Raw genomic sequence first — 22,805 nt, 5'->3', positions numbered from 1 at the left:
ACCATGGCATCCCTCTTCGAGTACGCACCGGCCCCCGAGTCCCGCTCGGTCGTCGACATCGCCCCCTCCTACGGGCTCTTCATCGACGGCGAGTTCACCGACGCCGCCGACGGCAAGGTCTTCAAGACCGTCTCCCCGTCCTCCGAGGAAGTCCTCTCCGAGGTCGCGCAGGCCGGCGCCGCCGACGTCGACCGCGCCGTGAAGGCCGCCCGCAAGGCCTTCGAGAAGTGGTCCGCACTGCCGGGCTCCGAGCGCGCCAAGTACCTCTTCCGCATCGCCCGGATCATCCAGGAGCGCAGCCGCGAGCTGGCCGTCCTGGAGACCCTGGACAACGGCAAGCCGATCAAGGAGACCCGCGACGCGGACCTCCCGCTCGTCGCCGCGCACTTCTTCTACTACGCGGGCTGGGCCGACAAGCTCGACCACGCGGGCTACGGCGCGAACCCGCGTCCCCTCGGCGTGGCCGGCCAGGTCATCCCCTGGAACTTCCCGCTCCTGATGCTCGCGTGGAAGATCGCCCCGGCGCTCGCCACCGGCAACACGGTCGTGCTGAAGCCGGCCGAGACCACCCCCCTCTCGGCCCTGTTCTTCGCGGACATCTGCCGCCAGGCGGGCCTGCCCAAGGGCGTCGTCAACATCCTCACCGGCTACGGCGACGCGGGCGCGGCCCTCGTCGAGCACCCGGACGTCAACAAGGTCGCCTTCACCGGCTCGACCGCGGTCGGCAAGGCCATCGCCCGCCAGATCGCCGGCACCGACAAGAAGGTCACCCTGGAACTGGGCGGCAAGGGCGCCAACATCGTCTTCGACGACGCCCCCATCGACCAGGCCGTCGAGGGCATCGTCAACGGCATCTTCTTCAACCAGGGCCAGGTCTGCTGCGCGGGCTCCCGCCTGCTGGTCCAGGAGTCGATCCACGACGAGCTGCTGGACTCCCTCAAGCGCCGCCTGTCCACGCTGCGCCTGGGCGACCCGCTCGACAAGAACACCGACATCGGCGCGATCAACTCCGCCGAGCAGCTCGCCCGGATCACCGCGCTCGCGGAGACCGGCGAGGCCGAGGGCGCCGAGCGCTGGTCCCCGGCGTGCGAGCTCCCGTCCGCCGGCTACTGGTTCGCCCCGACGCTCTTCACGAACGTCACCCAGGCGCACACCGTCGCCCGCGACGAGATCTTCGGCCCGGTGCTGTCCGTGCTGACCTTCCGCACCCCCGACGAGGCCGTCGCCAAGGCCAACAACAGCCAGTACGGCCTGTCCGCCGGCATCTGGACGGAGAAGGGCTCGCGCATCCTCGCGGTCGCGAACAAGCTCCGCGCGGGTGTCGTCTGGGCCAACACGTTCAACAAGTTCGACCCGACCTCGCCCTTCGGCGGCTACAAGGAGTCGGGCTTCGGCCGCGAGGGCGGCCGCCACGGCCTGGAGGGCTACCTCGATGTCTGAGTCGACCCGTCTGAACGTCTTCAAGACCTACAAGCTGTACGTCGGGGGCAAGTTCCCCCGCTCCGAGAGCGGCCGGGTGTACGAAGTGACGGACTCCAAGGGCAACTGGCTGGCCAACGCCCCGCTGTCCTCCCGCAAGGACGCCCGTGACGCGGTCGTCGCCGCCCGCAAGGCCTTCGGCGGCTGGTCGGGCGCGACCGCGTACAACCGCGGCCAGATCCTCTACCGCATCGCCGAGATGCTGGAGGGCCGCCGCGACCAGTTCGTCCGCGAGGTCGGCGAGGCCGAGGGCCTGTCGAAGTCGAAGGCCGGCGCGGTCGTCGACGCGGCCATCGACCGCTGGGTCTGGTACGCGGGCTGGACCGACAAGATCGGCCAGATCGTGGGCGGGGCCAACCCGGTCGCGGGCCCGTTCTTCAACCTCTCCACCCCGGAGCCGACGGGCGTCGTCACGGTCGTCGCCCCGCAGGACTCCTCGTTCCTCGGCCTGATCTCGGTGATCGCCCCGGTGATCGCGACGGGCAACACGGCGGTCGTGATCACCTCGGAGAAGTCCCCGCTCCCCGCCCTGTCCCTGGGCGAGGTGCTGGCCACCTCCGACCTGCCGGGCGGCGTGGTCAACATCCTCTCCGGCAAGGCCGGCGAGATGGGCCCCCACCTGGCCTCCCACCAGGACGTCAACGCGATCGACCTGGCGGGCGCCGATGCGGCCCTCGCCAAGGAGCTGGAGATCGCGGCGGCGGACAACCTCAAGCGCGTCCTGCGTCCACAGCCTGTGGACGACTGGACCGCCGACCCCGGCACCACGCGCCTGACCGCCTTCCTGGAAACGAAGACGGTCTGGCACCCGACGGGCTCCCTGGGCGCGGGCGGCTCTTCCTACTAGGTCGGCTTCGCCTCCGGGGCCGCCGATGTCGGCTCCAGGCGGGCGTGCGTCCTCAGGATTCGCTCGTTCCTCGCGAATCCCTCCGGGCGCTCGCCCGCCTTCGCCGACGCGGCCCCTTCGGCTCAGCCGGCCGTGGGGGCCGCGGGCGTCACTTCGGCAGGACCGGGGACAGAAGGTTGGACACGGCGGCCGTCGGGATCTCCTTCACCGACGGGCCCTGGGTCAGGATTCCGGTGACCATGCCCGTGCCGACCGAGGGGAAATCGGCCACCTTCGTGGCGACGCCGTTGTCCAGGGGATCCACGCCGGTGTGCGCCAGCGGGTTCACCTTCAGGTCCCCGATCGGATTGGCCACCCCCGCCACCGCCGCCGGGACATCGAGCTCCCCGGCCTGAGCGGCGCCCGCCGCCATCGCCAGGGCCGCGCCGGCCATCGAGAGGGTCAGGCCGGCGGAGCGGAGCCGCTTCGGCGAAGGATCGGAGGCTGCGTGACGTCCCATGGGTTCCCGCCTGTGGTCGTAGTCGCGTGCGCACGCAGCGTAGCCGAGCGGGTCGGCCAGTTTCCAACCGCCGATCGGTGTGAGGGTCGTCGCAGCGGCTGTCCGCGGTGTGTTGATACGCCGGGTAATGCCGCACACTGGTGTCCCGTGAGCTGTTCATCTCCCCTTCCCACGCGCGTCGTCCTGCTGACCGGTCCCTCGGGATCCGGCAAGTCCTCGCTCGCGGCCCGCTCGGGCCTGCCCGTACTGCGCCTGGACGACTTCTACAAGGAGGGGACGGACCCGACCCTCCCGCTGGTCGAGGGCAGCTCCGACATCGACTGGGACTCCCCGCTCTCCTGGGACGCGGACGCCGCCGTCGCCGCCATCGGGGAACTCTGCGCGACGGGCCGTACCGAGGTCCCCGAGTACTCCATCGCCACGTCCTCGCGGACCGGCACCGAGCGCCTGGACATCGACCGGACCCCGCTGTTCATCGCCGAGGGGATCTTCGCCGCTGACATCGTCGCGCGCTGCCAGGAGCTCGGGCTGCTCGCGGACGCGATCTGCCTGCGCGGGCGGCCCTCGACGACCTTCAGGCGGCGGCTCGCCCGGGACCTGCGGGAAGGGCGCAAGTCCGTCCCGTTCCTGCTGCGCAGGGGCTGGCGGCTGATGCGGGCCGAGCGCGGGATCGTGGCGCGGCACGTCGCGCTCGGTGCGTACGCCTGCGCCGGTGACGAGGCCCTCGGCCGTCTCGCCGCCGCGGCGGCCGGCCGCCACCGTACGGCGAACACCCCGGCCTGAAGCGCGTGGAGAAATGAAAGGGCGGGATCGCGCGGACCCCCATCCGCTCGATCCCGCCCCTTCTCCCCCCGCGGCCTCCGCCCCACCCCCGCAGGACGGACCCCCTGACCGCTTGGTCTTTGTGCGTTACGCGACGAGCTCCCCGAAGGACTCCGCCTCGTCACGCCCGAAGCTCAGCGCCTCGTCGTCGCGCAGCCGGCGCAGCGACCGCCAGATGCTCGACTTCACGGTGCCGACGCTGATGCCCAGGATCTCCGCGATCTCCGGGTCGGTGCGGCCCTCGTAGTAGCGCAGCACCAGCATCGTGCGCTGCGGCTCCGGGATCCGGGCCAGCGCCTGCCACAGCACCGCGCGCAGTTCCGTGCCCCGCATCGCGTCCGTGTCGGAGGCCGTCTCCGGCAGCTCCTCGGTCGGGTACTCGTTCAGCTTGCGCCGACGCCAGGCACTGATGTGCAGGTTGGTCATCGTGCGCCGCAGGTAGCCGCCGACGGCCGCCTTGTCGCTGATCCGGTCCCAGGCGCGGTACGTGGAGAACAGCGCGCTCTGCAGCAGGTCCTCGGCCTCGTGGCGGTCGCCGGTGAGGTGGAAGGCCGTCGCGTAGAGCGCGGCCCGCCGCTCCTGGACGTACGCCGTGAACTCCGCCTCCGAGGTGGAGCACGGGGTGCGCGGTGCGGGAACCGCCTGGTACTGGTTCGCGTCAATGGCTGTGACGTGTGCGGGCCGCGGACGGGCGACCGTGACGTTACGGACACCCGCCCGGCGGTTCACATCGTGCAGCCGCGTGACAACCGCGCTGGTCGTGGTGCTGTGCAGCGTGTTCATCTCGCGCCCCCCGTCGTGGAGTCTGCTTCGGTCCGTGCTTGATGACAGAAGCCTGCCCGCCCGACATAACCGGGGTGTCCTTCGACTGTCACAGGCCTGTCACAGCCACCCGCGGCCGGATCCGCCGCGCACGACGGTCGAAGTCCCGACGGCCGATGGGACAGAATGAGCCCGTGCCTTTCCTGTTGCTGATCGAGGACGACGACGCCATCCGCACGGCCCTCGAACTTTCCCTGTCACGCCAGGGCCACCGTGTGGCCACCGCGGCGACGGGCGAGGACGGCCTGAAACTGCTGCGCGAGCAGCGGCCGGACCTGATCGTGCTGGATGTGATGCTGCCCGGGATCGACGGCTTCGAGGTGTGCCGGCGGATCCGCCGCACCGACCAGCTGCCGATCATCCTGCTCACGGCCCGCAGCGACGACATCGATGTCGTCGTGGGCCTGGAGTCGGGTGCCGACGACTACGTGGTCAAGCCCGTCCAGGGCCGGGTGCTCGACGCCCGGATCCGGGCCGTGCTGCGCCGCGGCGAGCGCGAGGCGAGCGACTCCGCCGTGTTCGGGTCCCTGGTCATCGACCGGGCCGCGATGACGGTGACGAAGAACGGCGAGGACCTCCAGCTCACCCCGACCGAGCTCAGGCTGCTGCTGGAGCTCAGCCGCCGGCCCGGCCAGGCGCTCTCGCGCCAGCAGTTGCTGCGCCTGGTGTGGGAGCACGACTACCTGGGGGACTCGCGTCTCGTCGACGCCTGCGTGCAGCGGCTGCGCGCCAAGGTCGAGGAAGTCCCGTCCTCGCCCACGTTGATCCGTACCGTCCGGGGTGTCGGCTACCGGCTGGACTCCCCGCAGTGATCAGAGCCCTGTTCGCGGGCCGGCGCTGGACCAGCCTGCGGCTGCGGCTGCTGGTGGTGTTCGCACTGGTCGCGCTGACGGCCGCGGTCTCCGCGTCCGGGATCGCGTACTGGCTCAACCGCGAGGCGGTGCTCACCCGTACCCAGGACGCGGCCCTCGGCGACTTCCGCCAGGAGATGCAGAACCGGGCCGCGGCCCTGCCCGCCGACCCCACTTCGGAGGAGATGCAGCGCACCGCCGAGCTGATGGCGGGCAGCAGTCCCGGCTACAGCGTGCTGCTCGTGCACGAGCGCAAGGACGGCCGCAAGGTCTTCGGCGCGGCCGGGGCGGACTCCTTCGGGCTGGACGACGTACCGAAGTCGCTTCAGCACGCCGTGAACGACCGGCAGAAGACGACCGCCGCGAACGACGCCGAGTACCACATGTACTGGCAGCGGACGAAGCCGAACGGGAACCCGTACCTGGTCGGCGGCACCCGGATCGTGGGCGGCGGGCCGACGGGCTACATGTACAAGTCGCTCGCCACGGAGCGGGCCGACCTCAACGCCCTGGGCTGGTCGCTGACTATCGCGACGGGCCTGGCGCTGCTCGGTTCGGCGCTGCTCGCCCAGGCGGCGGCGCGGACCGTGCTCAAGCCCGTACAGCGGCTCGGGGACGCGGCGCGTCGGCTCGGCGAGGGGGAGCTGGACCACCGGCTGGAGGTGTCGGGCACCGACGAACTCGCCGATCTGGCGCACACCTTCAACAAGACGGCGGAGGCGCTGGAGAAGAAGGTCGCCGACATGAGCGCGCGCGAGGAGGCGAGCCGGCGGTTCGTGGCGGACATGTCGCACGAGATGCGCACGCCGCTGACGGCGCTGACCGCGGTGGCCGAGGTGCTGGAGGAGGAGGTCGAGGACCTCGATCCGATGATCGCGCCGGCGGTGGGGCTGGTCGTCAGCGAGACGCGGCGGCTCAACGACCTCGTGGAGAACCTGATGGAGGTCACCCGCTTCGACGCGGGGACGGCGCGGCTGGTGCTGGACGACGTGAACGTCGCCGACCAGGTGACGGCCTGCATCGACGCCCGCGCCTGGCTGGACGCGGTCGAACTCGACGCCGGACGCGGGATCGTGGCGCGGCTCGACCCGCGCCGGCTCGACGTGATCCTGGCGAACCTGATCGGCAACGCCCTCAAGCACGGCGGCTCGCCGGTGCGGGTGTCGGTGGCCGTGGAGGGGGAGCAGCTGGTGATCGCGGTCAGGGACAACGGTCCCGGCATCCCCGAGGAGGTGCTCCCGCACGTCTTCGACCGCTTCTACAAGGCGAGCGCGTCCCGGCCGAAGTCGGACGGCAGCGGGCTGGGGCTGTCGATCGCGATGGAGAACGCGCACATCCACGGCGGTGACATCACGGCCGAGAACGGTGCGGACGGCGGGGCCGTCTTCACGCTGCGGCTGCCGATGGACGTGGGGAAGGTGATCCCGGATGACGTGGACGCGTAGGGGGCCGGTGCTGCTGGGCGGGCTCGCGGGGCTGCTGGTGCTGTCCGGCTGCGGGATCCGGGCGACCACGGTGCCGGTGGACGTGGGCGCGGCGCCGTCCCGGGTGTCCTGCGACACCCCGGCGCAGCCGGCCGGCGAGAGCGGGGTGCAGGGCTTCCGGGCCACGGTGGAGCTGGTGTGCGGTTCGCAGCTGGTCGGCGTGGAGCGGGTCGTACCGGCGCCCGAGAAGCGGTCCGGGCGCGACCCCGTGGCGCTGGTCGCACAGGCGCTGCTGGAGGCGCTGGAGAAGCAGCCGTCGGGTGAGGAACGGGACGCGGGCTTCACCACCGGGGTCCCGGACGGGCTGTCGGTCGCCCCGACGCGGCAGGGCGACCCGGCGGGGACGCTGCGGCTCAGCCGCAAGCCGGAGGACCTGCCGCCGGTTGCGCTGTCGCAGGTGGTGTGCACCCTGGCGGCGAGCGACGCGGTGTCGGCGGGCCCGGGTCCGGTGGTCCTGGGCGGCCCCGACGCGGACCCGCCGCGCGCGTGGGAGTGCACGGAGGCCGTCCGCTCCCGCCCGGAGTCGGTCCCGACCCTGGGGGAACTGGTACGGCCTTCGGCTTCGCCGTCGGGGGGCTGAGGGGCTGAGGGGAGCGGGGCTCGACTGGTACGTCCTTCGGCTTCGCCGTCGGTGTCGCCGAGGCCTTGAGGGGAGCGGGGCTGCGGAGGCAGCCCTGAGGGCGCGGGCCGGTGGGTGGGGAGCGGGACCCCGGCCGGGCGGCCTCGGGGAGGGGCTGGGGTTTCCCGCCAGTCTCACTGTCCTTCCGCGCCGTGCCGGCCCGTCAAGGGCGCTCCCTGCGGTCGCGTCGCTTCGCGATGGCCTTCGGCCACCCTTGACAGGCCGGCACGGCGCGGAATGCCAAAGACCGCCGGGAAGCCCCCAGAAGGACGGTCACGGGGGTCGAGCAGCAGGAGCGGCCGCATCAGCGAACCGACGGGCCGCCTGCGGCCGGGCGCGCCCGGCACCGGGCCGATGCGCCGTGGATCCGGGGCCGGGGACGGCCTTCCCGCGCGGAAGGACGACCGGACCGCCCTGCGGGAGCACCCGGCGCGCCGGATCGCTACGCGCTTCGCCCGGTTTGGCGTCCGGCGGCCGTCCGGGGCTGATCGCGGGAGACCGTCGTCGGCGCGCGGGCCGACCGAACGGCTCGCCGCGGTGCTGGACGGGCACCTGGCCGGGCCGGCCCGGAAGAACGCCGACGGCCCCCCGAACCGGGGTGGGTTCGGGGGGCCGTCCGGGGGGCCGGGGGCTAGAGGCCCATGGCTGCTGAGAGGTCCTTTTTGATGGCGTCCAGGATTTCCTGGCCGGTTGCGCGGGCGGTCGTGAGGTCGGAGGCCTCGGCGACCGGGACGACTACCTCCAGGTAGCACTTGAGCTTGGGCTCGGTGCCGGACGGGCGGCAGATCACCCGGGCCTTGTAGGCGCCGTCCAGGTAGTAGCGCAGGCCGTCCGTGGGCGGGAGCTTGTCCGTGCCCCGGTTCAGGTCCTCCGCCGAGACCACGCGCAGGCCCGCCAGGGTGGTCGGGGGTTCCGCGCGCAGGGCGGCCATCGCGTCGGCGATGACGGAGAGGTCCGAGACACGGACCGACAGCTGGTCGGTGTGGTGCAGGCCGTGGGCCATCGCCAGGTCGTCCAGCAGGTCGGTCAGGGTGCGGCCCTGCTCCTTGAGGACCGAGGCCAGCTCCGCCACCAGCAGGGCCGCGGTGACGCCGTCCTTGTCGCGGACGCCCTCGGGGTCCACGCAGTAGCCGAGCGCCTCCTCGTAGCCGTAGCGCAGGCCCTCGACGCGGGCGATCCACTTGAAGCCCGTCAGGGTCTCCTCGTAGCCGACGCCGGCCGCCTCCGCGATCCGGCCCAGGAGGCTGGAGGAGACGATCGACTCGGCGAAGACGCCCCGGGCGCCCTTGTGGACCAGGTGGGCCGCCAGCAGGGCGCCGACCTCGTCGCCGCGGAGCATGCGCCAGCCGTCGGCGGTGGGGACGGCCACCGCGCAGCGGTCGGCGTCCGGGTCGTTGGCGATGACGATGTCCGGGTTGACCTCGGCGGCCTTCGCGAAGGACAGGTCCATCGCGCCCGGCTCCTCCGGGTTGGGGAAGGCGACCGTCGGGAAGGCCGGGTCCGGCTCCGCCTGCTCGGCGACGAGCACCGGCGTCGGGAAGCCGTGCCGGGCGAAGGCGGCCAGGACCACGTCCTTGCCGACGCCGTGCATGGCCGTGTAGACGGTCCGCACGCCGCGCGGGGACCCGGGCGTCAGCACGGCGTCCGTACGCGCCAGGTAGGCCTCCAGGACCTCGTCGCCGAGGTCCTGCCAGCCGGAGCCGGGGCGCGGGACGGAGTCCAGCGTGGTGACCTTGGCGATCTCCGCCGCGATCTCCGTGTCCGCCGGGGAGACGATCTGCGAGCCGTCGCCGAGGTAGACCTTGTAGCCGTTGTCCCGGGGCGGGTTGTGGCTCGCGGTCACCTCGACGCCGGCGACGGCGCCCAGGTGCCTTATGGCGTACGCGAGGACCGGCGTGGGGAGGGGGCGGGGGAGGACGGCCGCGCGCAGGCCGGCGCCCGTCATGACGGCCGCCGTGTCGCGGGCGAAGTCCGCCGACTTGTAGCGCGCGTCGTAGCCGACGACGACCAGCCCGCCGGCGTGGCCCTGGGCCTTCAGGTACGCCGCCAGGCCCGCCGCGGCCCGGATGACCACGGCACGGTTCATCCGCATCGGGCCCGCGCCGAGCTCGCCGCGCAGACCGGCGGTGCCGAACTGCAGCGTGCCGGAGAAACGGTCCGCGAGTTCCGCCGTGTCGCCGGACGCGATGAGCGCGGCGAGTTCGTCCGCCGTCTCCCGGTCGGGGTCCTCGGCCAGCCAGGCCTGCGCCCGGGTGATCAGGTCGTCCTGTTCCTGCACTACTTCCGCCTTACCTCTCGTGGGTCGATCAGATGCGGGCGAGGACCTGCGTCAGCAGCGTGCCCATGCGGGAGGCCGAGTCGCGGCCGGCCTGGAGGACCTCTTCGTGGTTCAGCGGCTCGCCGGACAGGCCCGCCGCCAGGTTGGTGACCAGGGAGATGCCCAGGACCTCGGCGCCGGCCTCACGGGCGGCGATGGCCTCCAGCACGGTGGACATGCCGACCAGGTCGGCGCCCATCACGCGGATCATGTTGATCTCGGCCGGGGTCTCGTAGTGCGGGCCGGGGAACTGGACGTAGACGCCCTCCTCCAGGCTCGCGTCGATCTCCTTGCACATCGCACGCAGGCGCGGCGAGTACAGGTCGGTGAGGTCGACGAAGTTCGCACCGACGATCGGCGAGGTGGCCGTCAGGTTGAGGTGGTCGCTGATCAGGACGGGCTGGCCGGGCTTCATGCCCTCGCGCAGACCACCGCAGCCGTTGGTCAGGACGACGGTCTTGCAGCCGGCCGCGACCGCGGTGCGGACACCGTGCGCGACGGCGGCGACGCCGCGGCCCTCGTAGTAGTGGGTCCGGCCGAGGAAGAGCAGCGCGCGCTTGTCGCCGATCTTGTACGAGCGGATCTTGCCGCCGTGGCCCTCGACGGCCGGGGGCGGGAAGCCGGGCAGCTCGGTAACGGGGAACTCGGCCTCGGGCGCGCCCAGCGCCTCGGCGGCGGGGGCCCAGCCGGAGCCCATGACGAGGGCGACATCGTGGGAATCGACGCCGGTCAGCTCGCGCAGGCGAGTGGCGGCGGCGTCGGCGGCGGCGAAGGGGTCGATAACAGATGCATTCACGCTGACGAGCGTAGCCGCTTATCGCCTACGCGCGTAGATGGCGCAGCTCACGGTGTTCGGATCGTTGCCTTGTCGTTTCCGCCGAAACGTCCGCCGTGGTCCCGGTACGGCCTCCGCGGGGCCTTGAGGGCCGCTCGGGGAGCCGTGGAGGTCAGCAGGGGCGCTTGCGGAGTTCCATCACGTAGTCGTGCGGGGCGCCCGCCGATTCGGCCGCGTCGGCGATCTCGCCGAGGTACCGCGCGGAGGGCAGACCGCCCTCGTAGCCGTTGAGCACGTACACCCAGGCGGCCTCCTCGCCGTCCAGGGTGTGGACCCGGATCCGCATGCGCCGGTAGATGTCCAGCCCGACGCCCTCCCAGCGGTCCATGGAGTCCTCGTCCAGCGGGGCGATGTCGTAGAGGGCGACGAAGACCTGGTGGCGGGGGGCTTCGACGATCGTGGCGAGGGCGCCCTCCCACCCCATCTGCTCGCCGCCGAAGGTCAGCCGCCAGTCGTTGATCCAGCCCGTGCCGCGCAGCGGCGAATGCGGAGCGCGGCGCGTCATCAGCCGCGGGTCGAGGTTGCCGGCGTACGCGGCGTAGAGCGACATGAGGTCGAGGGTACGGGAGGGGCGGCCCGGCACGCTTGCCCGGATGGCGCAGCGGGGTCGGGACCGGGGGCGAAGCACCTTGATGAGTGCGGGACAATGGAGCACGGAATGCATCCCCCGGGGAGACCCCCCGGACCGCCGGCCGGGGCGGCAGCCGGCCGGGTAGACGTGAGGCGGACTTTTCGTGACCCGGATCGTGATCATCGGCGGCGGACCCGGCGGGTATGAGGCGGCCCTGGTGGGGGCCCAGCTCGGCGCGGAGGTGACCGTCGTCGACTGCGACGGTCTGGGCGGGGCGTCGGTACTCACCGACTGCGTGCCCTCGAAGACTCTCATCGCGACCGCCGAGGTCATGACGACCTTCGACTCGTCGTACGAGGAACTGGGCATCGTCGTCGCGGACGACACCCCGCCCATGGAGCAGGCCGCGCGCGTCGTCGGCGTGGACCTCGGCAAGGTGAACCGGCGCGTCAAGCGCCTCGCGCTCGCCCAGTCCCACGACATCACCGCGTCCGTGACCCGGGCCGGCGCCCGCGTGCTGCGCGGCCGCGGCAAGCTCGGCGGCCCGCAGGGCATCGACGGGACCCGGGACGTCATCGTCACCGCGGCCGACGGCACGGAGACGATCCTGACCGCCGACGCGGTGCTGATCGCCACCGGCGGCACCCCCCGCGAGATCCCCGACGCGATGCCCGACGGGGAGCGGATCCTGAACTGGACCCAGGTCTACGACCTGGAGGAGCTCCCCGAGGAGCTCATCGTGGTCGGCTCGGGCGTGACCGGCGCCGAGTTCGCCGGCGCGTACCAGGCCCTCGGCTCCCGGGTGACCCTGGTGTCCTCCCGCGACCGCGTGCTGCCGGGCGAGGACCCCGACGCGGCCGCCGTGCTGGAGGACGTCTTCCGGCGCCGCGGCATGAACGTGGTCGGCCGCTCGCGCGCCGAGTCCGTCAAGCGGGTCGGCGACCGGGTCGAGGTCACCCTGTCCGACGGGCGGGTCATCGCCGGCACGCACTGCCTGATGGCCGTCGGCGCCATCCCGAACACCCAGAACATGAACCTGGAGGAGTCCGGGGTCCGGCTCAAGGACTCGGGCCACATCTGGACCGACAAGGTCTCGCGGACCTCCTCGCCGGGCGTGTACGCGGCCGGTGACGTGACCGGGGTCTTCGCGCTGGCCTCCGTGGCCGCCATGCAGGGCCGCATCGCGATGTACCACTTCCTCGGCGACGCGGTGACCCCGCTGAACCTGAAGACGGTCTCCTCCAACGTCTTCACCGACCCGGAGATCGCCACCGTCGGCTACACCCAGGCCGACGTGGACGCGGGCAAGATCGACGCCCGTGTGGTGAAGCTGCCGCTGCTGCGCAACCCGCGCGCGAAGATGCAGGGCATCCGGGACGGCTTCGTGAAGATGTTCTGCCGTCCGGGCACCGGCATCGTGGTCGGCGGCGTGGTCGTCTCGCCGCGCGCGAGCGAGCTCATCCACCCGATCTCGATCGCCGTCGACAACAACCTGACGGTCGAGCAGATCGCAAACGCGTTCACCGTGTACCCCTCCCTGTCCGGTTCGATCGCGGAAGTGGCACGCCAGTTGCACACCCGCAAGACGGCCGGCGAGGCGTAGGCTTCGGCCAACCGCCCCTTCCCGCAAGGGGTTTGGGGCGGTTGCCGAGGTGGGGGGCGGATCGGCCCCGGCGGTGCGCCCGGCAGTCGGACCGCGTATACCACCAGTCGACCCGCCGTATGGACAACTTCGGTATTCCGGCGCAAAGAGCTGAAAGCAGTCGGTCGCTGGGGTTACTGTCAGTTTCGTGTTCGCTGCAGAACGTCGCCAATTGATCCTCGAAATGGTGCGGGCCAACGGAGCGGTATCGCTCCGGGAGCTCGCCCGCGTCGTCCAGACCTCCGAAGTGACCGTACGGCGGGACGTGCGGGCACTGGAGGCAGAAGGACTCCTCGACCGCCGGCACGGCGGTGCGGTACTGCCGGGCGGTTTCACGCGGGAGTCCGGCTTTCCGCAAAAGTCCCACCTCGCCACGGCGGAGAAGACCGCCATCGCCGATATCGCGGCCGGCCTCGTCGAAGAGGGCGAGGCCGTGGTCGTCGGCGCGGGGACGACCACCCAGGAGCTGGCCCGCCGGCTCGCCCGGGTGCCCGGTCTCACCGTCGTCACCAACTCGCTGCTCGTCGCCCAGGCGCTGGCGCACGCCAACCGGGTCGAGGTGGTGATGACCGGCGGCACCCTGCGCGGGTCCAACTACGCCCTCGTCGGCAGCGGGGCCGAGCAGTCCCTCCAGGGGCTGCGGGTGTCCCGGGCCTTCCTGTCCGGGAGCGGTCTGACCGCCGAGCGGGGGCTGTCCACGTCCAACATGCTCAGCGCGAGCGTGGACCGGGCGCTGGTGCAGGCCGCGGCCGAGGTGGTGGTGCTCGCCGACCACACGAAGCTCGGCACCGACACCATGTTCCAGACCGTGCCGACGGACATCATGACGCGGCTGGTGACGGACGAGCCCCCGCCCCACGACGACCGGGCCGCCACCGAACTCCAGGCCCTGGCGGACCAGGGCGTGCAGATCACCGTGGCGGGCTCCTCGGCGGCCTCCGGCGGGGGCCACGGCGGAGCCCCGGGCGGGGACGGCATGCAGGGCCGCAGGCCCCGCCGGGAGTCCCCCCTGCCGGTCCAGCGGCGCGGCGGCCCCACCGCCCAGCTGCGCAGCGCCCCGGCCTCGATGCTGGAGCAGCAGGCCGGCGAGCGGGCGCGCGTCGCGGACATGCGCCGCCGCTGACCCCGGACCGCTCCGGGACGGTGTCCGTCGGGCGGCTCCCGCCAGGGTGGCCCGCCGTACACCGCCCGTACGGTCCGGAGCGTCCGGACCGTACGGACCCTCCGGCAGCTCCGGACCACGACGAGGCCCCGCCCGGTCAGCCGGGCGGGGCCTCGTCACGTTGCCGCGGTGCGGTCCCGGACGTCAGTCCTTGATCTCGCAGATGGTGGCGCCGGAGGTGAGGGAGGCGCCGACCTCGGCGCTCAGGCCCACGATGGTGCCCGAACGGTGGGCGTTGAGGGGCTGCTCCATCTTCATGGCCTCCAGGACGACGACGAGGTCGCCCTCGTTGACCTGCTGGCCCTCCTCGACGGCCACCTTGACGATGGTGCCCTGCATCGGGGAGGCGAGGGTGTCGCCCGAGGCGGCCGGGCCGGACTTCTTGGCGGCGCGGCGCTTGGGCTTCGCCCCGCCGGCGGCGGCGGTGCGGGCCAGGGTCATGCCCAGCGAGGACGGGAGGGAGACCTCAAGGCGCTTGCCGCCGACCTCGACGACCACGGTCTCGCGGCCCGGCTCGTCCTCGGTGTCCTCGGCCGCCGGGGCGACGAAGGCCGGGATCTCGTTGACGAACTCGGTCTCGATCCAGCGGGTGAAGACCGTGAACGGGCTGCCGTCGGTGGGCGCGAAGGCGGGGTCGGTGACGACCGCGCGGTGGAAGGGGATGGCGGTGGCCATGCCCTCGACCTCGAACTCGGCCAGGGCGCGGGCGGCCCGCTGCAGGGCCTGCTCGCGGGTGGCGCCGGTGACGATCAGCTTGGCCAGCAGGGAGTCCCAGGCAGGGCCGATGACCGAGCCGGACTCGACGCCGGTGTCCAGGCGGACGCCGGGACCGGTCGGCGGGGCGAACTTCGTGACGGTGCCCGGCGCGGGCAGGAAGCCGCGGCCCGGGTCCTCGCCGTTGATGCGGAACTCGAAGGAGTGGCCGCGCAGCACGGGGTCGCCGTAGCCGAGTTCCTCGCCGTCGGCGATGCGGAACATCTCGCGGACCAGGTCGATGCCGGAGACCTCTTCGGTGACCGGGTGCTCCACCTGGAGGCGGGTGTTGACCTCCAGGAAGGAGATCAGGCCGTCGGCGGAGACGAGGAACTCGACCGTGCCGGCGCCGACGTAGCCGGCTTCCTTGAGGATGGCCTTCGACGCGGCGTACAGCTCGGCGTTCTGGGCCTCGCTCAGGAACGGCGCGGGGGCCTCCTCGACGAGCTTCTGGTGACGCCGCTGCAGGGAGCAGTCGCGGGTGGAGACGACGACCACGTTGCCGTGGCTGTCGGCCAGGCACTGGGTCTCCACGTGGCGCGGCTTGTCGAGGTAGCGCTCGACGAAGCACTCGCCGCGGCCGAAGGCGGCGACGGCCTCGCGGACGGCGGAGTCGTAGAGCTCCGGCACCTCTTCGAGGGTGCGGGCGACCTTCAGACCGCGACCGCCGCCGCCGAAGGCGGCCTTGATCGCGATGGGCAGGCCGTGCTCCTGGGCGAAGGCGACGACCTCGTCCGACCCGGACACCGGGTCGGGGGTGCCGGCGACCAGCGGGGCGCCGGCGCGCTGGGCGATGTGGCGGGCGGCGACCTTGTCACCGAGGTCGCGGATGGCCTGCGGCGGCGGGCCGATCCAGGTCAGGCCCGCGTCGATGACGGCCTGGGCGAAGTCCGCGTTCTCGGACAGGAAGCCGTATCCGGGGTGGATGGCGTCCGCTCCGGAGTCGGCGGCGGCCTGCAGGACCTTCGCGATGTCGAGGTAGCTGGTGGCCGGGGTGTCACCGCCCAACGCGAAAGCTTCGTCTGCCGCGCGGACGTGCAGGGCGTCCCGGTCCGGATCGGCGTAGACGGCTACGCTCGCGATCCCGGCATCCCGGCAGGCCCGAGCAACGCGGACAGCGATTTCGCCACGGTTGGCGATGAGCACCTTGCGCACGATGGCTCCCTCCTTGAAACAAGCTGAGTTTAGGGACAGCCGACACGGCCTTTCGACCCTTCCCCGGTGGTGAGCTTGCCCACACAGAGCGTGATGCGAGCGTCCCTCTGGCGCGAAAGCCCTTGTGTCGCCCCAGGTCAGGGAGATCCCCGACTGCACAGTAACCCCGTTGCACAGTGCAGGTCTCTGTTCGGCGGGTCAGCGGCCCCCGCTGATTCTTTGTCGAGTCCCTACGAACGGCCTATGCATTCTTTGAGTGAGAGCCGTCACGGAGGGCTCCCGTAACGAAGCCGCCCCGACCTCTTGTCCGCAGGTTTACTCGTTAGTAGCCTCCAGTGCGTCGAACACACTTGTGGTGTGCGGGGGATGGGGGCGTCGTGCTGCGCAGACTCGTGGCCGGGCTGGGCGCGCTCGCGCTCGTCGCGGAAGCCGCGGTCCTGGTCCTCGTCCACCTCGTGCTCGGGCGGACCACCGCGAACCAGTCGATGTCCATCGCCGGCAGCGACCCGCAGCTCATGAGCCGGCTGACCTACGGGCTGGGGGCGGCCATCGGCGCCTTCCTCCTGCTGGGCGCCGTCCTGCTCGCCCTGACGGCCCTGCGGGACCGGGCGCCCGGCCGCTTCGCCCGCGTCGTGCTCGTCGCCGTCGCCCTCACCCACGTCCTGCTCGGGGCCATCGCCGCGGGGCTCGTCACCTGGAGCGCCTTCGCGGTGACGATGGTGATCCTGTGCCTGCTCGTCCTGACCCTGACGCTCTACGCCGGGGGCCGGGACGAGCCGACGGGCGCCAGGGGGCTCAGGCCCACAAGTCCGTGATGGACACGTCCAGTTCGCCCAGCAGGGAGCGCAGCAGGGGCATCGACAGGCCGATGACGTTGCCGTGGTCCCCGTCGATGCCGTCGATGAACGGCGACGACAGTCCGTCCAGGGTGAACGCCCCGGCCACGTGCAGCGGCTCGCCGCTCGCCACGTACGCCGCCACCTCCGCGTCCGACGGTTCGCCGAAGCGGACCGTCGTCGAGGCGGTGGCCGAAACCTGACGCCCGGTCGCGGTGTCGATCACGCAGTGACCCGTGCGCAGCACCCCGGCGCGTCCGCGCATCGCCTTCCAGCGGGCCGTGGCCTCTGCCGCGTCGGCCGGCTTGCCCAGGGCCTCGCCGTCCAGCTCCAGCACCGAGTCGCAGCCGATCACCAGCGCGCCCGCGGCCTCCGCCAGGCCCGCCACCACGCCCGCCTTGGCCTCGGCCAGGGCCAGGGCCAGGGCGGCCGGTTCGTCGTGGTCGAGCGTGTCCTCGTCGAACCCGCTGACGATCACGTGCGGGGCCAGCCCGGCCTGCCGCAGCAGGTTCAGCCGGGCGGGGGAGGCGGAGGCGAGGACGAGCGTGCGCTGTGGCTCTACGGTCATGGGGGTCATCGTAGGGCGGCCGCGGACCCGCCACCGGGCCGTCCCCCTAGAAGGGGGCGATGCCGAGCACGTACACCCCGACGACCATCGCGAGGGCGAGCACCACGAGCAGCCGCCTGAGCATCGCCTGGGCGTCGCGCATGTCCTTCGGCGGCTCGTTCTTCGGGTCTGACCAGAGCATGCTCCGATCCTTGCCCCGGGACGCCGGTGGCGCCTGAGTACCCGTACTCAGGCGCCACCGTCCGTTCGCGCCATCTTGCGGGCGCCCGGTCCTTCCGCGGCCGGTCGCGTCAGCGCTGGCCGGGCCAGTACGTACGGCCCCACGCGCGCGGACCGGGCTGCGGCACCCGGTGCCGCGCCACCCGGCGCGGAGCGGCCCACTCGTCCGGGACCCGGGGCGCGCCCGACGGGGCCGAGGCCAGCGCCGCCGCGCGCGCCCTGACCACCGCCAGTGCGGCGGCCAGCTCCTCGGGGGTCGGGTTGCCCTTGACGACCTTGATCATCACTGTGAGCTCCTCGGGGGCCTAGAGGGGGATGTTGCCGTGCTTCTTCGGGGGCAGGGACTCCCGCTTGGTCCGCAGCTGGCGCAGCCCCTTGACCACGTGGGCGCGGGTCTCGGACGGCATGGTCACCGCGTCGATGTAACCCCGCTCGGCGGCCGTGTAGGGGTTGAGCAGCGCGTCCTCGTACTCGCCGATCAGGCGGGCGCGCACCTCCTCGACCTCATTCTCCCCCGCTTCGGCGATCGCGCGCCGGTGCAGGATGTTCACCGCGCCCTGCGCGCCCATGACGGCGATCTGCGCGGTGGGCCAGGCCAGGTTCAGGTCGGCGCCCAGGTGCTTGGAGCCCATGACGTCGTAGGCGCCGCCGAAGGCCTTGCGGGTGATGACGGTGATCAGGGGGACGGTGGCCTCGGCGTAGGCGTAGATCAGCTTCGCGCCGCGCCGGATGATCCCGTTGTACTCCTGGTCGGTGCCCGGCAGGAAGCCCGGGACGTCGACGAACGTCAGCACCGGCACGTTGAAGGCGTCGCAGGTCCGCACGAACCGCGCCGCCTTCTCGGAGGCGTTGATGTCCAGGCAGCCGGCGAACTGCATCGGCTGGTTGGCGACGATGCCCACCGGGTGGCCCTCGACGCGGCCGAAGCCGGTGAGGATGTTCGGGGCGAACAGCGACTGCGTCTCCAGGAACTCGCCGTCGTCCAGCACGTGCTCGATCACGGTGTGCATGTCGTACGGCTGGTTCGCGCTGTCGGGGATCAGCGTGTCGAGTTCGAGGTCGGAGTCCGAGACCTCGGTGTCCGCCTCCTCCGGGAAGGAGGGCGGCTCGGAGAGGTTGTTCGACGGCAGGTACGCCAGCAGGGACTTGACGTACTCGATGGCGTCCTTCTCGTCGCCCGCCATGTGGTGCGCCACGCCCGAGGTGGAGTTGTGGGTGCGCGCACCGCCCAGCTCCTCGAAGCCGACGTCCTCGCCGGTGACCGTCTTGATGACGTCCGGGCCGGTGATGAACATGTGCGAGGTCTGGTCGACCATGACGGTGAAGTCGGTGATCGCCGGGGAGTACACGGCGCCGCCGGCGCAGGGGCCGACGACCAGGCTGATCTGCGGGATCACACCGGAGGCGTGCACGTTGCGGCGGAAGATCTCGCCGTACATGCCGAGGGCGCTGACGCCCTCCTGGATGCGGGCGCCACCGGAGTCGTTGATGCCGATGACCGGGCAGCCGGTCTTCAGCGCGAAGTCCATCACCTTGATGATCTTCTGGCCGTAGACCTCGCCGAGCGCCCCGCCGAAGACGGTGAAGTCCTGCGAGAACACGGCCACCGGGCGGCCGTCCACCGTGCCGTAGCCGGTGACGACGCCGTCGCCGTAGGGGCGGGTCTTCTCCAGGCCGAAGTTGGTGGAGCGGTGCCGGGCGAACTCGTCCAGCTCTACGAAGGACCCCTCGTCCAACAGCAGCGCGACGCGCTCACGCGCCGTCAGCTTGCCCTTGGCGTGCTGCTTCTCGACGGCCCGCGCGGAACCGGCGTGGGTGGCTTCCTCGACACGGCGCCGCAGGTCCGCGAGCTTGCCCGCGGTCGTGTGCATGTCGATCGGCTCTGAGGGTTGGGACATCGGGGTCGCGGCTCCCTGTGTGGTGTCAACTGCCTGGTCAATTGATTGACTGCTGCTGGCTACTGGTGCGTAGCGTATCGGCGGGCATGGCGCTCGGCAGTGCGGCGTTTGACACACCTAATGTGGCTTGCATGACGCCATCAGATGCAGCAGCCGGACCCTCCGCGGGACGCTGGTCGAGCCTGGACCGGCCTCCCCTCAACGCCGCCGCCCTGCGCCGGGCCCTCGTCACCGAGGGCGGCCTGTGGACCTCCCTGGAGGTGGTGCCCGCCACCGGGTCCACCAACACCGATCTCGCCGCCGGGTCCGCGGACCTGGCGGAGGGGGCCGTGCTGGTCGCCGAGGAGCAGACCGCCGGGCGGGGCCGCCTGGACCGCAGCTGGACGGCTCCGGCGCGGTCGGGGCTGTTCTTCTCCGTGCTGCTCAAGCCGGGGGAGGGGGTTCCGCAGGAGCGCTGGGGCTGGCTGACCCTGCTGGCCGGGGTGGCCGCCGCGCAGGGCCTGTCCCGGGCGGCGGGCGTGGACACCTCCCTGAAGTGGCCCAACGACCTGCTGGTCACGGTGGACGGGGAGGAGCGCAAGGCCGCCGGGATCCTCGCGGAGCGGGTCGCGGACGGGGTCGTGGTCGGCATCGGGCTCAACGTCACGCTGACCGAGGACGAGCTGCCGGTGCCGGCGGCGGGGTCGCTGCTGCTGGCGAAGGCGGCGGTGACGGACCGGGAGCCGCTGCTCAAGGCGGTGCTGCGGACGCTGGAGGAGTGGTACGGGCGCTGGCGCGACGCGGGCGGGGACCCGGCGGAGAGCGGCCTGCAGGAGGCGTACGCGGCGAGCTGCGCGACCCTGGGCCGCCACGTCCGCGCGGAGCTGCCCGGCGGGCGCGCGCTCACCGGAACGGCCGAAGCGGTGGATGCCGACGGGCGGCTGGTGATCCGGACGCCGGAGGAGGAGCGGGAGGCGGTGGGCGCGGGCGACGTGGTCCACCTGCGCTCCGTCCGCTGACGCCGGCCGCTGGGGTGGGTGCGGCGGGGGCTCTGCCCCCTCGGGGCCCCGCTCCGGGGCCCCGAGGGCCGCTCCGGCCGCGCGGGTGCGGCTGCGATTCCGGGGGCTCCGCCCCCGGACCGCCGCGCCTCAAGCGCCGGCGGGGCTGGATTTGCCCCCGGTTGCGGCCTCCCGCCCTTTGCCTCGCCCGCAGCTCCCGCCCCCGCAGCCCGCAGCCCGCACGGACGGTCCGGGAGTACGGCATCCAGCGCCCCGGAGGCGAAGAAGCCCCAGAATGGGAGGGGGAGTGAGCTACGGCACACCTGCCGTATGGTTTAGGCGATCCCGGTCCCGCGGTGATCACCCGGTTTCGCAGTGCGCACGGAATGGACAGGAGGCGGCCCTTGACCGTCGACGACCCTACGTCCAGCGCGTCCGGGTCCGGTCCGGGCCCGGGAACCGGCTCCGGTTCGGGGCCGGGGACGCCGATCGGGCGTGACCAGCACACCCCGATGCACGAGGTGGACCACACCGCCCAGCCCACGGCTGACCCGCTCGCCATCCGGCTGGAGCAGCTGATCCTGGGCGCCGAGCGGCGCTACACGCCGTTTCAGGCCGCCCGCAGCGCCGGGGTGTCGATGGAGCTGGCCTCCCGGTTCTGGCGGGCCATGGGCTTCGCCGACATCGGGCAGGCGAGGGCGCTGACGGAGGCCGACGTACTGGCGCTGCGCCGCCTGGCCGGTCTGGTCGAGGCGGGGCTGCTCAGCGAGCCGATGGCGGTGCAGGTGGCCCGGTCCACCGGGCAGACCACCGCCCGGTTGGCGGAGTGGCAGATCGATTCCTTCCTGGAGGGGCTGACGGAGCCGCCCGAGCCCGGCATGACCCGTACGGAGGTCACGTACCCGCTGGTCGAGCTGCTGCTGCCGGAGCTGGAGGAGTTCCTGGTCTACGTGTGGCGCCGCCAGCTCGCGGCGGCCACCGGCCGGGTCGTGCAGGTCGCGGACGACGAGGAGATGGTCGACCGCAGGCTCGCGGTGGGCTTCGCGGACCTGGTGGGCTTCACCCGGCTGACGCGGCGGCTGGAGGAGGAGGAGCTCGGTGAGCTGGTCGAGGCCTTCGAGACCACGGCCGCGGACCTGGTGGCGGCGCACGGCGGCCGGCTCATCAAGACGCTCGGTGACGAGGTGCTGTACTGCGCCGACGACGCGGCGACGGCGGCGGAGATCGCGCTGCGGCTGATCGAGACGATGGAGGCCGATCCGCAGATGCCGGAGCTGCGGGTCGGGATCGCCTTCGGGACCGTGACGACCCGGATGGGCGACGTGTTCGGGACGACGGTGAACCTCGCCTCGCGGCTGACCTCCATAGCCCCGAAGGACGCCGTGCTGGTGGACGGGGCGATGGCCGAGGAGCTGAGCCGGACCGGAGCCGCGCCGAAGTCGGAGAAGGGCGCCGAGGCCGAGGAGGGCGGCGGCTCGTACCGTTTCGCGCTCCAGCCGATGTGGCAGCGGCCGGTCCGCGGTCTGGGTGTCGTGGAGCCCTGGTCGCTGACGCGCAGGACGCCTAAGATCCCCGGGTAACGTTCGTTAACCGGGAGGGTGGCGTGGCTGTGGACGAGGTCCGGTACGGGGAGTTCGTCGCGGTGCGGCGCCATGGCGACGGCGGGGCCGTCGCCGAGCTGGTGCTGGACCGGCCCAAGGCGATGAACGCCGTTTCCACGGAGATGGCGCGGTCCATCGGGGCGGCCTGCGCGGCGCTCGCGGCCGACGCCTCGGTACGGGTGGTCGTGCTCTCCTCCACCCATGAGCGGGCCTTCTGCGTGGGCGCGGACCTCAAGGAGCGCAACTCCTTCTCCGACGCCGAGCTGGTGCGCCAGCGCCCGACCACCCGGGGGGCCTACGGCGGCGTGCTGGAACTGCCGATGCCGACCGTCGCCGCGGTGCACGGCTTCGCGCTGGGCGGCGGCTTCGAGCTGGCGCTGGCCTGCGACGTGATCGTGGCCGACGAGACCGCGGTGGTGGGCCTGCCCGAGGTGTCGGTCGGCGTGATCCCGGGCGGCGGCGGTACGCAGCTGCTGCCCCGGCGGGTCGGGGCGGCCCGCGCGGCCGAGCTGATCTTCACGGCCCGGCGGGTGGAGGCCGCGGAAGCGCTCTCCCTGGGCCTGGTGGACTCGGTGGCCCCGGCGGGCGAGGACCGTGCGCAGGCCCTGGAGCTGGCGGCCGCGATGGCGGCGAACTCCCCGGTCGGCCTGCGCGCGGCCAAGCGGGCGCTGCGGCTGGGCCACGGGATGGACCTGGCGGCCGGGCTGGAGATCGAGGACGCGGCCTGGCGCACGGTGGCCTTCTCCGGGGACCGGGCCGAGGGCGTGGCGGCGTTCAACGAGAAGCGCAAGCCGAACTGGCCGGGGGAGTAGGCCTCGGGGGAGCAGGGCCGCGCCCGCCCGTCGCCG

The 22,805-nt window shown here is 72.5% G+C and carries 22 protein-coding genes; 12 read left to right on the top strand and 10 right to left on the bottom strand.

Annotation, left to right across the window (positions count from 1 at the left end; all coding sequences use genetic code 11):
* Positions 1 to 3 precede the first annotated feature (3 nt).
* Positions 4 to 1,440, top strand: a complete 1,437-nt coding sequence (locus SLAV_RS14850; RefSeq protein ID WP_030231127.1) for an aldehyde dehydrogenase family protein — start codon at positions 4 to 6, stop codon at positions 1,438 to 1,440.
* On the top strand, positions 1,433 to 2,326 hold the full coding sequence (locus tag SLAV_RS14845) for an aldehyde dehydrogenase family protein (RefSeq protein WP_030231129.1): 894 nt from the start codon (positions 1,433 to 1,435) through the stop codon (positions 2,324 to 2,326). The genes SLAV_RS14850 and SLAV_RS14845 overlap by 8 nt, the downstream gene beginning before the upstream one ends.
* A 148-nt stretch (positions 2,327 to 2,474) precedes the next feature.
* On the opposite strand, the gene SLAV_RS14840 is transcribed toward SLAV_RS14845, so the two are convergent.
* Positions 2,475 to 2,825 (bottom strand): hypothetical protein, encoded by a 351-nt coding sequence (locus tag SLAV_RS14840; RefSeq protein WP_030231132.1) that lies wholly within the window; start codon positions 2,823 to 2,825, stop codon positions 2,475 to 2,477.
* A gap of 147 nt (positions 2,826 to 2,972) precedes the next feature.
* On the opposite strand from SLAV_RS14840, the gene SLAV_RS14835 reads away from it, so the two are divergent.
* Positions 2,973 to 3,608: a uridine kinase family protein gene (locus SLAV_RS14835; RefSeq protein WP_030231134.1), complete on the top strand. Its 636-nt coding sequence runs from the start codon at positions 2,973 to 2,975 to the stop codon at positions 3,606 to 3,608.
* A gap of 126 nt (positions 3,609 to 3,734) precedes the next feature.
* Here the strand turns inward: SLAV_RS14835 and SLAV_RS14830 are convergent, their stop codons facing one another.
* Entirely contained in the window at positions 3,735 to 4,430 is a 696-nt protein-coding gene (locus tag SLAV_RS14830; RefSeq protein WP_030231135.1) for a SigE family RNA polymerase sigma factor, read from the bottom strand.
* Positions 4,431 to 4,603: 173 nt separating this feature from the next.
* On the opposite strand from SLAV_RS14830, the gene afsQ1 reads away from it, so the two are divergent.
* From afsQ1 to SLAV_RS14815, 3 genes are read left to right on the top strand one after another with little or no spacing between them, the layout of a single operon-like run.
* Positions 4,604 to 5,281, top strand: coding sequence for a two-component system response regulator AfsQ1 (afsQ1, locus tag SLAV_RS14825; protein WP_180291024.1), 678 nt, complete (start codon positions 4,604 to 4,606; stop codon positions 5,279 to 5,281).
* Positions 5,278 to 6,765: a sensor histidine kinase gene (locus tag SLAV_RS14820; protein ID WP_030231137.1), complete on the top strand. Its 1,488-nt coding sequence runs from the start codon at positions 5,278 to 5,280 to the stop codon at positions 6,763 to 6,765. The genes afsQ1 and SLAV_RS14820 overlap by 4 nt, the downstream gene beginning before the upstream one ends.
* Positions 6,749 to 7,384 carry a hypothetical protein gene (locus SLAV_RS14815; RefSeq protein WP_037687466.1) on the top strand — a complete coding sequence of 212 codons (636 nt, stop codon included), beginning with the start codon at positions 6,749 to 6,751 and terminating at the stop codon, positions 7,382 to 7,384. Before SLAV_RS14820 ends, SLAV_RS14815 begins: the two co-directional genes overlap by 17 nt.
* 670 nt (positions 7,385 to 8,054) lie before the next feature.
* Here SLAV_RS14815 and SLAV_RS14810 read toward each other — a convergent pair.
* The 3 genes from SLAV_RS14810 to SLAV_RS14800 form a co-directional block, all read right to left on the bottom strand.
* Positions 8,055 to 9,701 (bottom strand): phospho-sugar mutase, encoded by a 1,647-nt coding sequence (locus SLAV_RS14810; protein WP_030231141.1) that lies wholly within the window; start codon positions 9,699 to 9,701, stop codon positions 8,055 to 8,057.
* Positions 9,702 to 9,729: 28 nt separating this feature from the next.
* Entirely contained in the window at positions 9,730 to 10,536 is an 807-nt protein-coding gene (locus tag SLAV_RS14805; RefSeq protein WP_030231143.1) for a purine-nucleoside phosphorylase, read from the bottom strand.
* A 151-nt stretch (positions 10,537 to 10,687) separates the two neighbouring features.
* Entirely contained in the window at positions 10,688 to 11,125 is a 438-nt protein-coding gene (locus SLAV_RS14800) for a gamma-glutamylcyclotransferase family protein (RefSeq protein WP_030231145.1), read from the bottom strand.
* A 184-nt stretch (positions 11,126 to 11,309) separates the two neighbouring features.
* On the opposite strand from SLAV_RS14800, the gene SLAV_RS14795 reads away from it, so the two are divergent.
* Positions 11,310 to 12,749 carry an NAD(P)H-quinone dehydrogenase gene (locus tag SLAV_RS14795; protein ID WP_030231147.1) on the top strand — a complete coding sequence of 480 codons (1,440 nt, stop codon included), beginning with the start codon at positions 11,310 to 11,312 and terminating at the stop codon, positions 12,747 to 12,749.
* Between the two features lie 223 nt (positions 12,750 to 12,972).
* Positions 12,973 to 13,911, top strand: coding sequence for a DeoR/GlpR family DNA-binding transcription regulator (locus SLAV_RS14790; protein ID WP_030231149.1), 939 nt, complete (start codon positions 12,973 to 12,975; stop codon positions 13,909 to 13,911).
* 183 nt (positions 13,912 to 14,094) lie between these two features.
* Here SLAV_RS14790 and SLAV_RS14785 read toward each other — a convergent pair whose 3' ends face one another.
* Positions 14,095 to 15,858: an acetyl/propionyl/methylcrotonyl-CoA carboxylase subunit alpha gene (locus tag SLAV_RS14785; protein WP_030231151.1), complete on the bottom strand. Its 1,764-nt coding sequence runs from the start codon at positions 15,856 to 15,858 to the stop codon at positions 14,095 to 14,097.
* Positions 15,859 to 16,235: 377 nt separating this feature from the next.
* Between SLAV_RS14785 and SLAV_RS14780 the strand changes: the two genes are divergently transcribed.
* Positions 16,236 to 16,673 carry a hypothetical protein gene (locus tag SLAV_RS14780; RefSeq protein WP_037687467.1) on the top strand — a complete coding sequence of 146 codons (438 nt, stop codon included), beginning with the start codon at positions 16,236 to 16,238 and terminating at the stop codon, positions 16,671 to 16,673.
* On the opposite strand, the gene SLAV_RS14775 is transcribed toward SLAV_RS14780, so the two are convergent.
* The 4 genes from SLAV_RS14775 to SLAV_RS14765 form a co-directional block, all read right to left on the bottom strand.
* Entirely contained in the window at positions 16,654 to 17,262 is a 609-nt protein-coding gene (locus tag SLAV_RS14775) for a Maf family protein (RefSeq protein ID WP_037687470.1), read from the bottom strand. The two genes, SLAV_RS14780 and SLAV_RS14775, sit on opposite strands and share 20 nt — an antisense overlap.
* A gap of 46 nt (positions 17,263 to 17,308) precedes the next feature.
* Positions 17,309 to 17,443, bottom strand: a complete 135-nt coding sequence (gene mmpB / locus SLAV_RS43135; RefSeq protein ID WP_256462239.1) for a morphogenic membrane protein MmpB — start codon at positions 17,441 to 17,443, stop codon at positions 17,309 to 17,311.
* A gap of 109 nt (positions 17,444 to 17,552) precedes the next feature.
* Complete coding sequence (locus SLAV_RS14770; protein ID WP_037687472.1) at positions 17,553 to 17,768, bottom strand: acyl-CoA carboxylase epsilon subunit; 216 nt, start codon at positions 17,766 to 17,768, stop codon at positions 17,553 to 17,555.
* An 18-nt stretch (positions 17,769 to 17,786) separates the two neighbouring features.
* Positions 17,787 to 19,379, bottom strand: coding sequence for an acyl-CoA carboxylase subunit beta (locus SLAV_RS14765; RefSeq protein WP_030231158.1), 1,593 nt, complete (start codon positions 19,377 to 19,379; stop codon positions 17,787 to 17,789).
* 131 nt (positions 19,380 to 19,510) lie between these two features.
* Between SLAV_RS14765 and SLAV_RS14760 the strand changes: the two genes are divergently transcribed.
* From SLAV_RS14760 to SLAV_RS14750, 3 genes are all read left to right on the top strand, one after another.
* Positions 19,511 to 20,377: a biotin--[acetyl-CoA-carboxylase] ligase gene (locus SLAV_RS14760; protein ID WP_030231160.1), complete on the top strand. Its 867-nt coding sequence runs from the start codon at positions 19,511 to 19,513 to the stop codon at positions 20,375 to 20,377.
* A gap of 383 nt (positions 20,378 to 20,760) precedes the next feature.
* The gene (locus SLAV_RS14755; RefSeq protein ID WP_030231162.1) at positions 20,761 to 21,936 is read left to right on the top strand and encodes an adenylate/guanylate cyclase domain-containing protein; all 1,176 of its coding nucleotides are present in this window, start codon (positions 20,761 to 20,763) and stop codon (positions 21,934 to 21,936) included.
* Between the two features lie 29 nt (positions 21,937 to 21,965).
* On the top strand, positions 21,966 to 22,769 hold the full coding sequence (locus tag SLAV_RS14750) for an enoyl-CoA hydratase/isomerase family protein (protein ID WP_030231163.1): 804 nt from the start codon (positions 21,966 to 21,968) through the stop codon (positions 22,767 to 22,769).
* Positions 22,770 to 22,805 lie beyond the last annotated feature (36 nt).

Origin of the sequence: Streptomyces lavendulae subsp. lavendulae (assembly GCF_002803845.1) — a bacterium.
Classification (GTDB): Bacteria; Actinomycetota; Actinomycetes; order Streptomycetales; family Streptomycetaceae; genus Streptomyces; species Streptomyces lavendulae.
This window is presented reverse-complemented; position numbering and strand designations above follow the sequence as displayed.

What these genes read in the sequence shown, in the direction of transcription:
- SLAV_RS14850 (WP_030231127.1), top strand. Translation starts at nt 4, where the DNA reads ATGGCATCCCTCTTCGAGTACGCACCGGCCCCCGAGTCCCGCTCGGTC.
- SLAV_RS14760 (WP_030231160.1), top strand. Translation starts at nt 19,511, where the DNA reads ATGACGCCATCAGATGCAGCAGCCGGACCCTCCGCGGGACGCTGGTCG.
- SLAV_RS14775 (WP_037687470.1), bottom strand. Translation starts at nt 17,262, where the DNA reads ATGACCGTAGAGCCACAGCGCACGCTCGTCCTCGCCTCCGCCTCCCCC.
- SLAV_RS14840 (WP_030231132.1), bottom strand. Translation starts at nt 2,825, where the DNA reads ATGGGACGTCACGCAGCCTCCGATCCTTCGCCGAAGCGGCTCCGCTCC.
- SLAV_RS14845 (WP_030231129.1), top strand. Translation starts at nt 1,433, where the DNA reads ATGTCTGAGTCGACCCGTCTGAACGTCTTCAAGACCTACAAGCTGTAC.
- SLAV_RS14830 (WP_030231135.1), bottom strand. Translation starts at nt 4,430, where the DNA reads ATGAACACGCTGCACAGCACCACGACCAGCGCGGTTGTCACGCGGCTG.
- SLAV_RS14790 (WP_030231149.1), top strand. Translation starts at nt 12,973, where the DNA reads ATGGTGCGGGCCAACGGAGCGGTATCGCTCCGGGAGCTCGCCCGCGTC.
- mmpB (WP_256462239.1), bottom strand. Translation starts at nt 17,443, where the DNA reads ATGCTCTGGTCAGACCCGAAGAACGAGCCGCCGAAGGACATGCGCGAC.
- SLAV_RS14800 (WP_030231145.1), bottom strand. Translation starts at nt 11,125, where the DNA reads ATGTCGCTCTACGCCGCGTACGCCGGCAACCTCGACCCGCGGCTGATG.
- SLAV_RS14815 (WP_037687466.1), top strand. Translation starts at nt 6,749, where the DNA reads ATGACGTGGACGCGTAGGGGGCCGGTGCTGCTGGGCGGGCTCGCGGGG.
- SLAV_RS14765 (WP_030231158.1), bottom strand. Translation starts at nt 19,379, where the DNA reads ATGTCCCAACCCTCAGAGCCGATCGACATGCACACGACCGCGGGCAAG.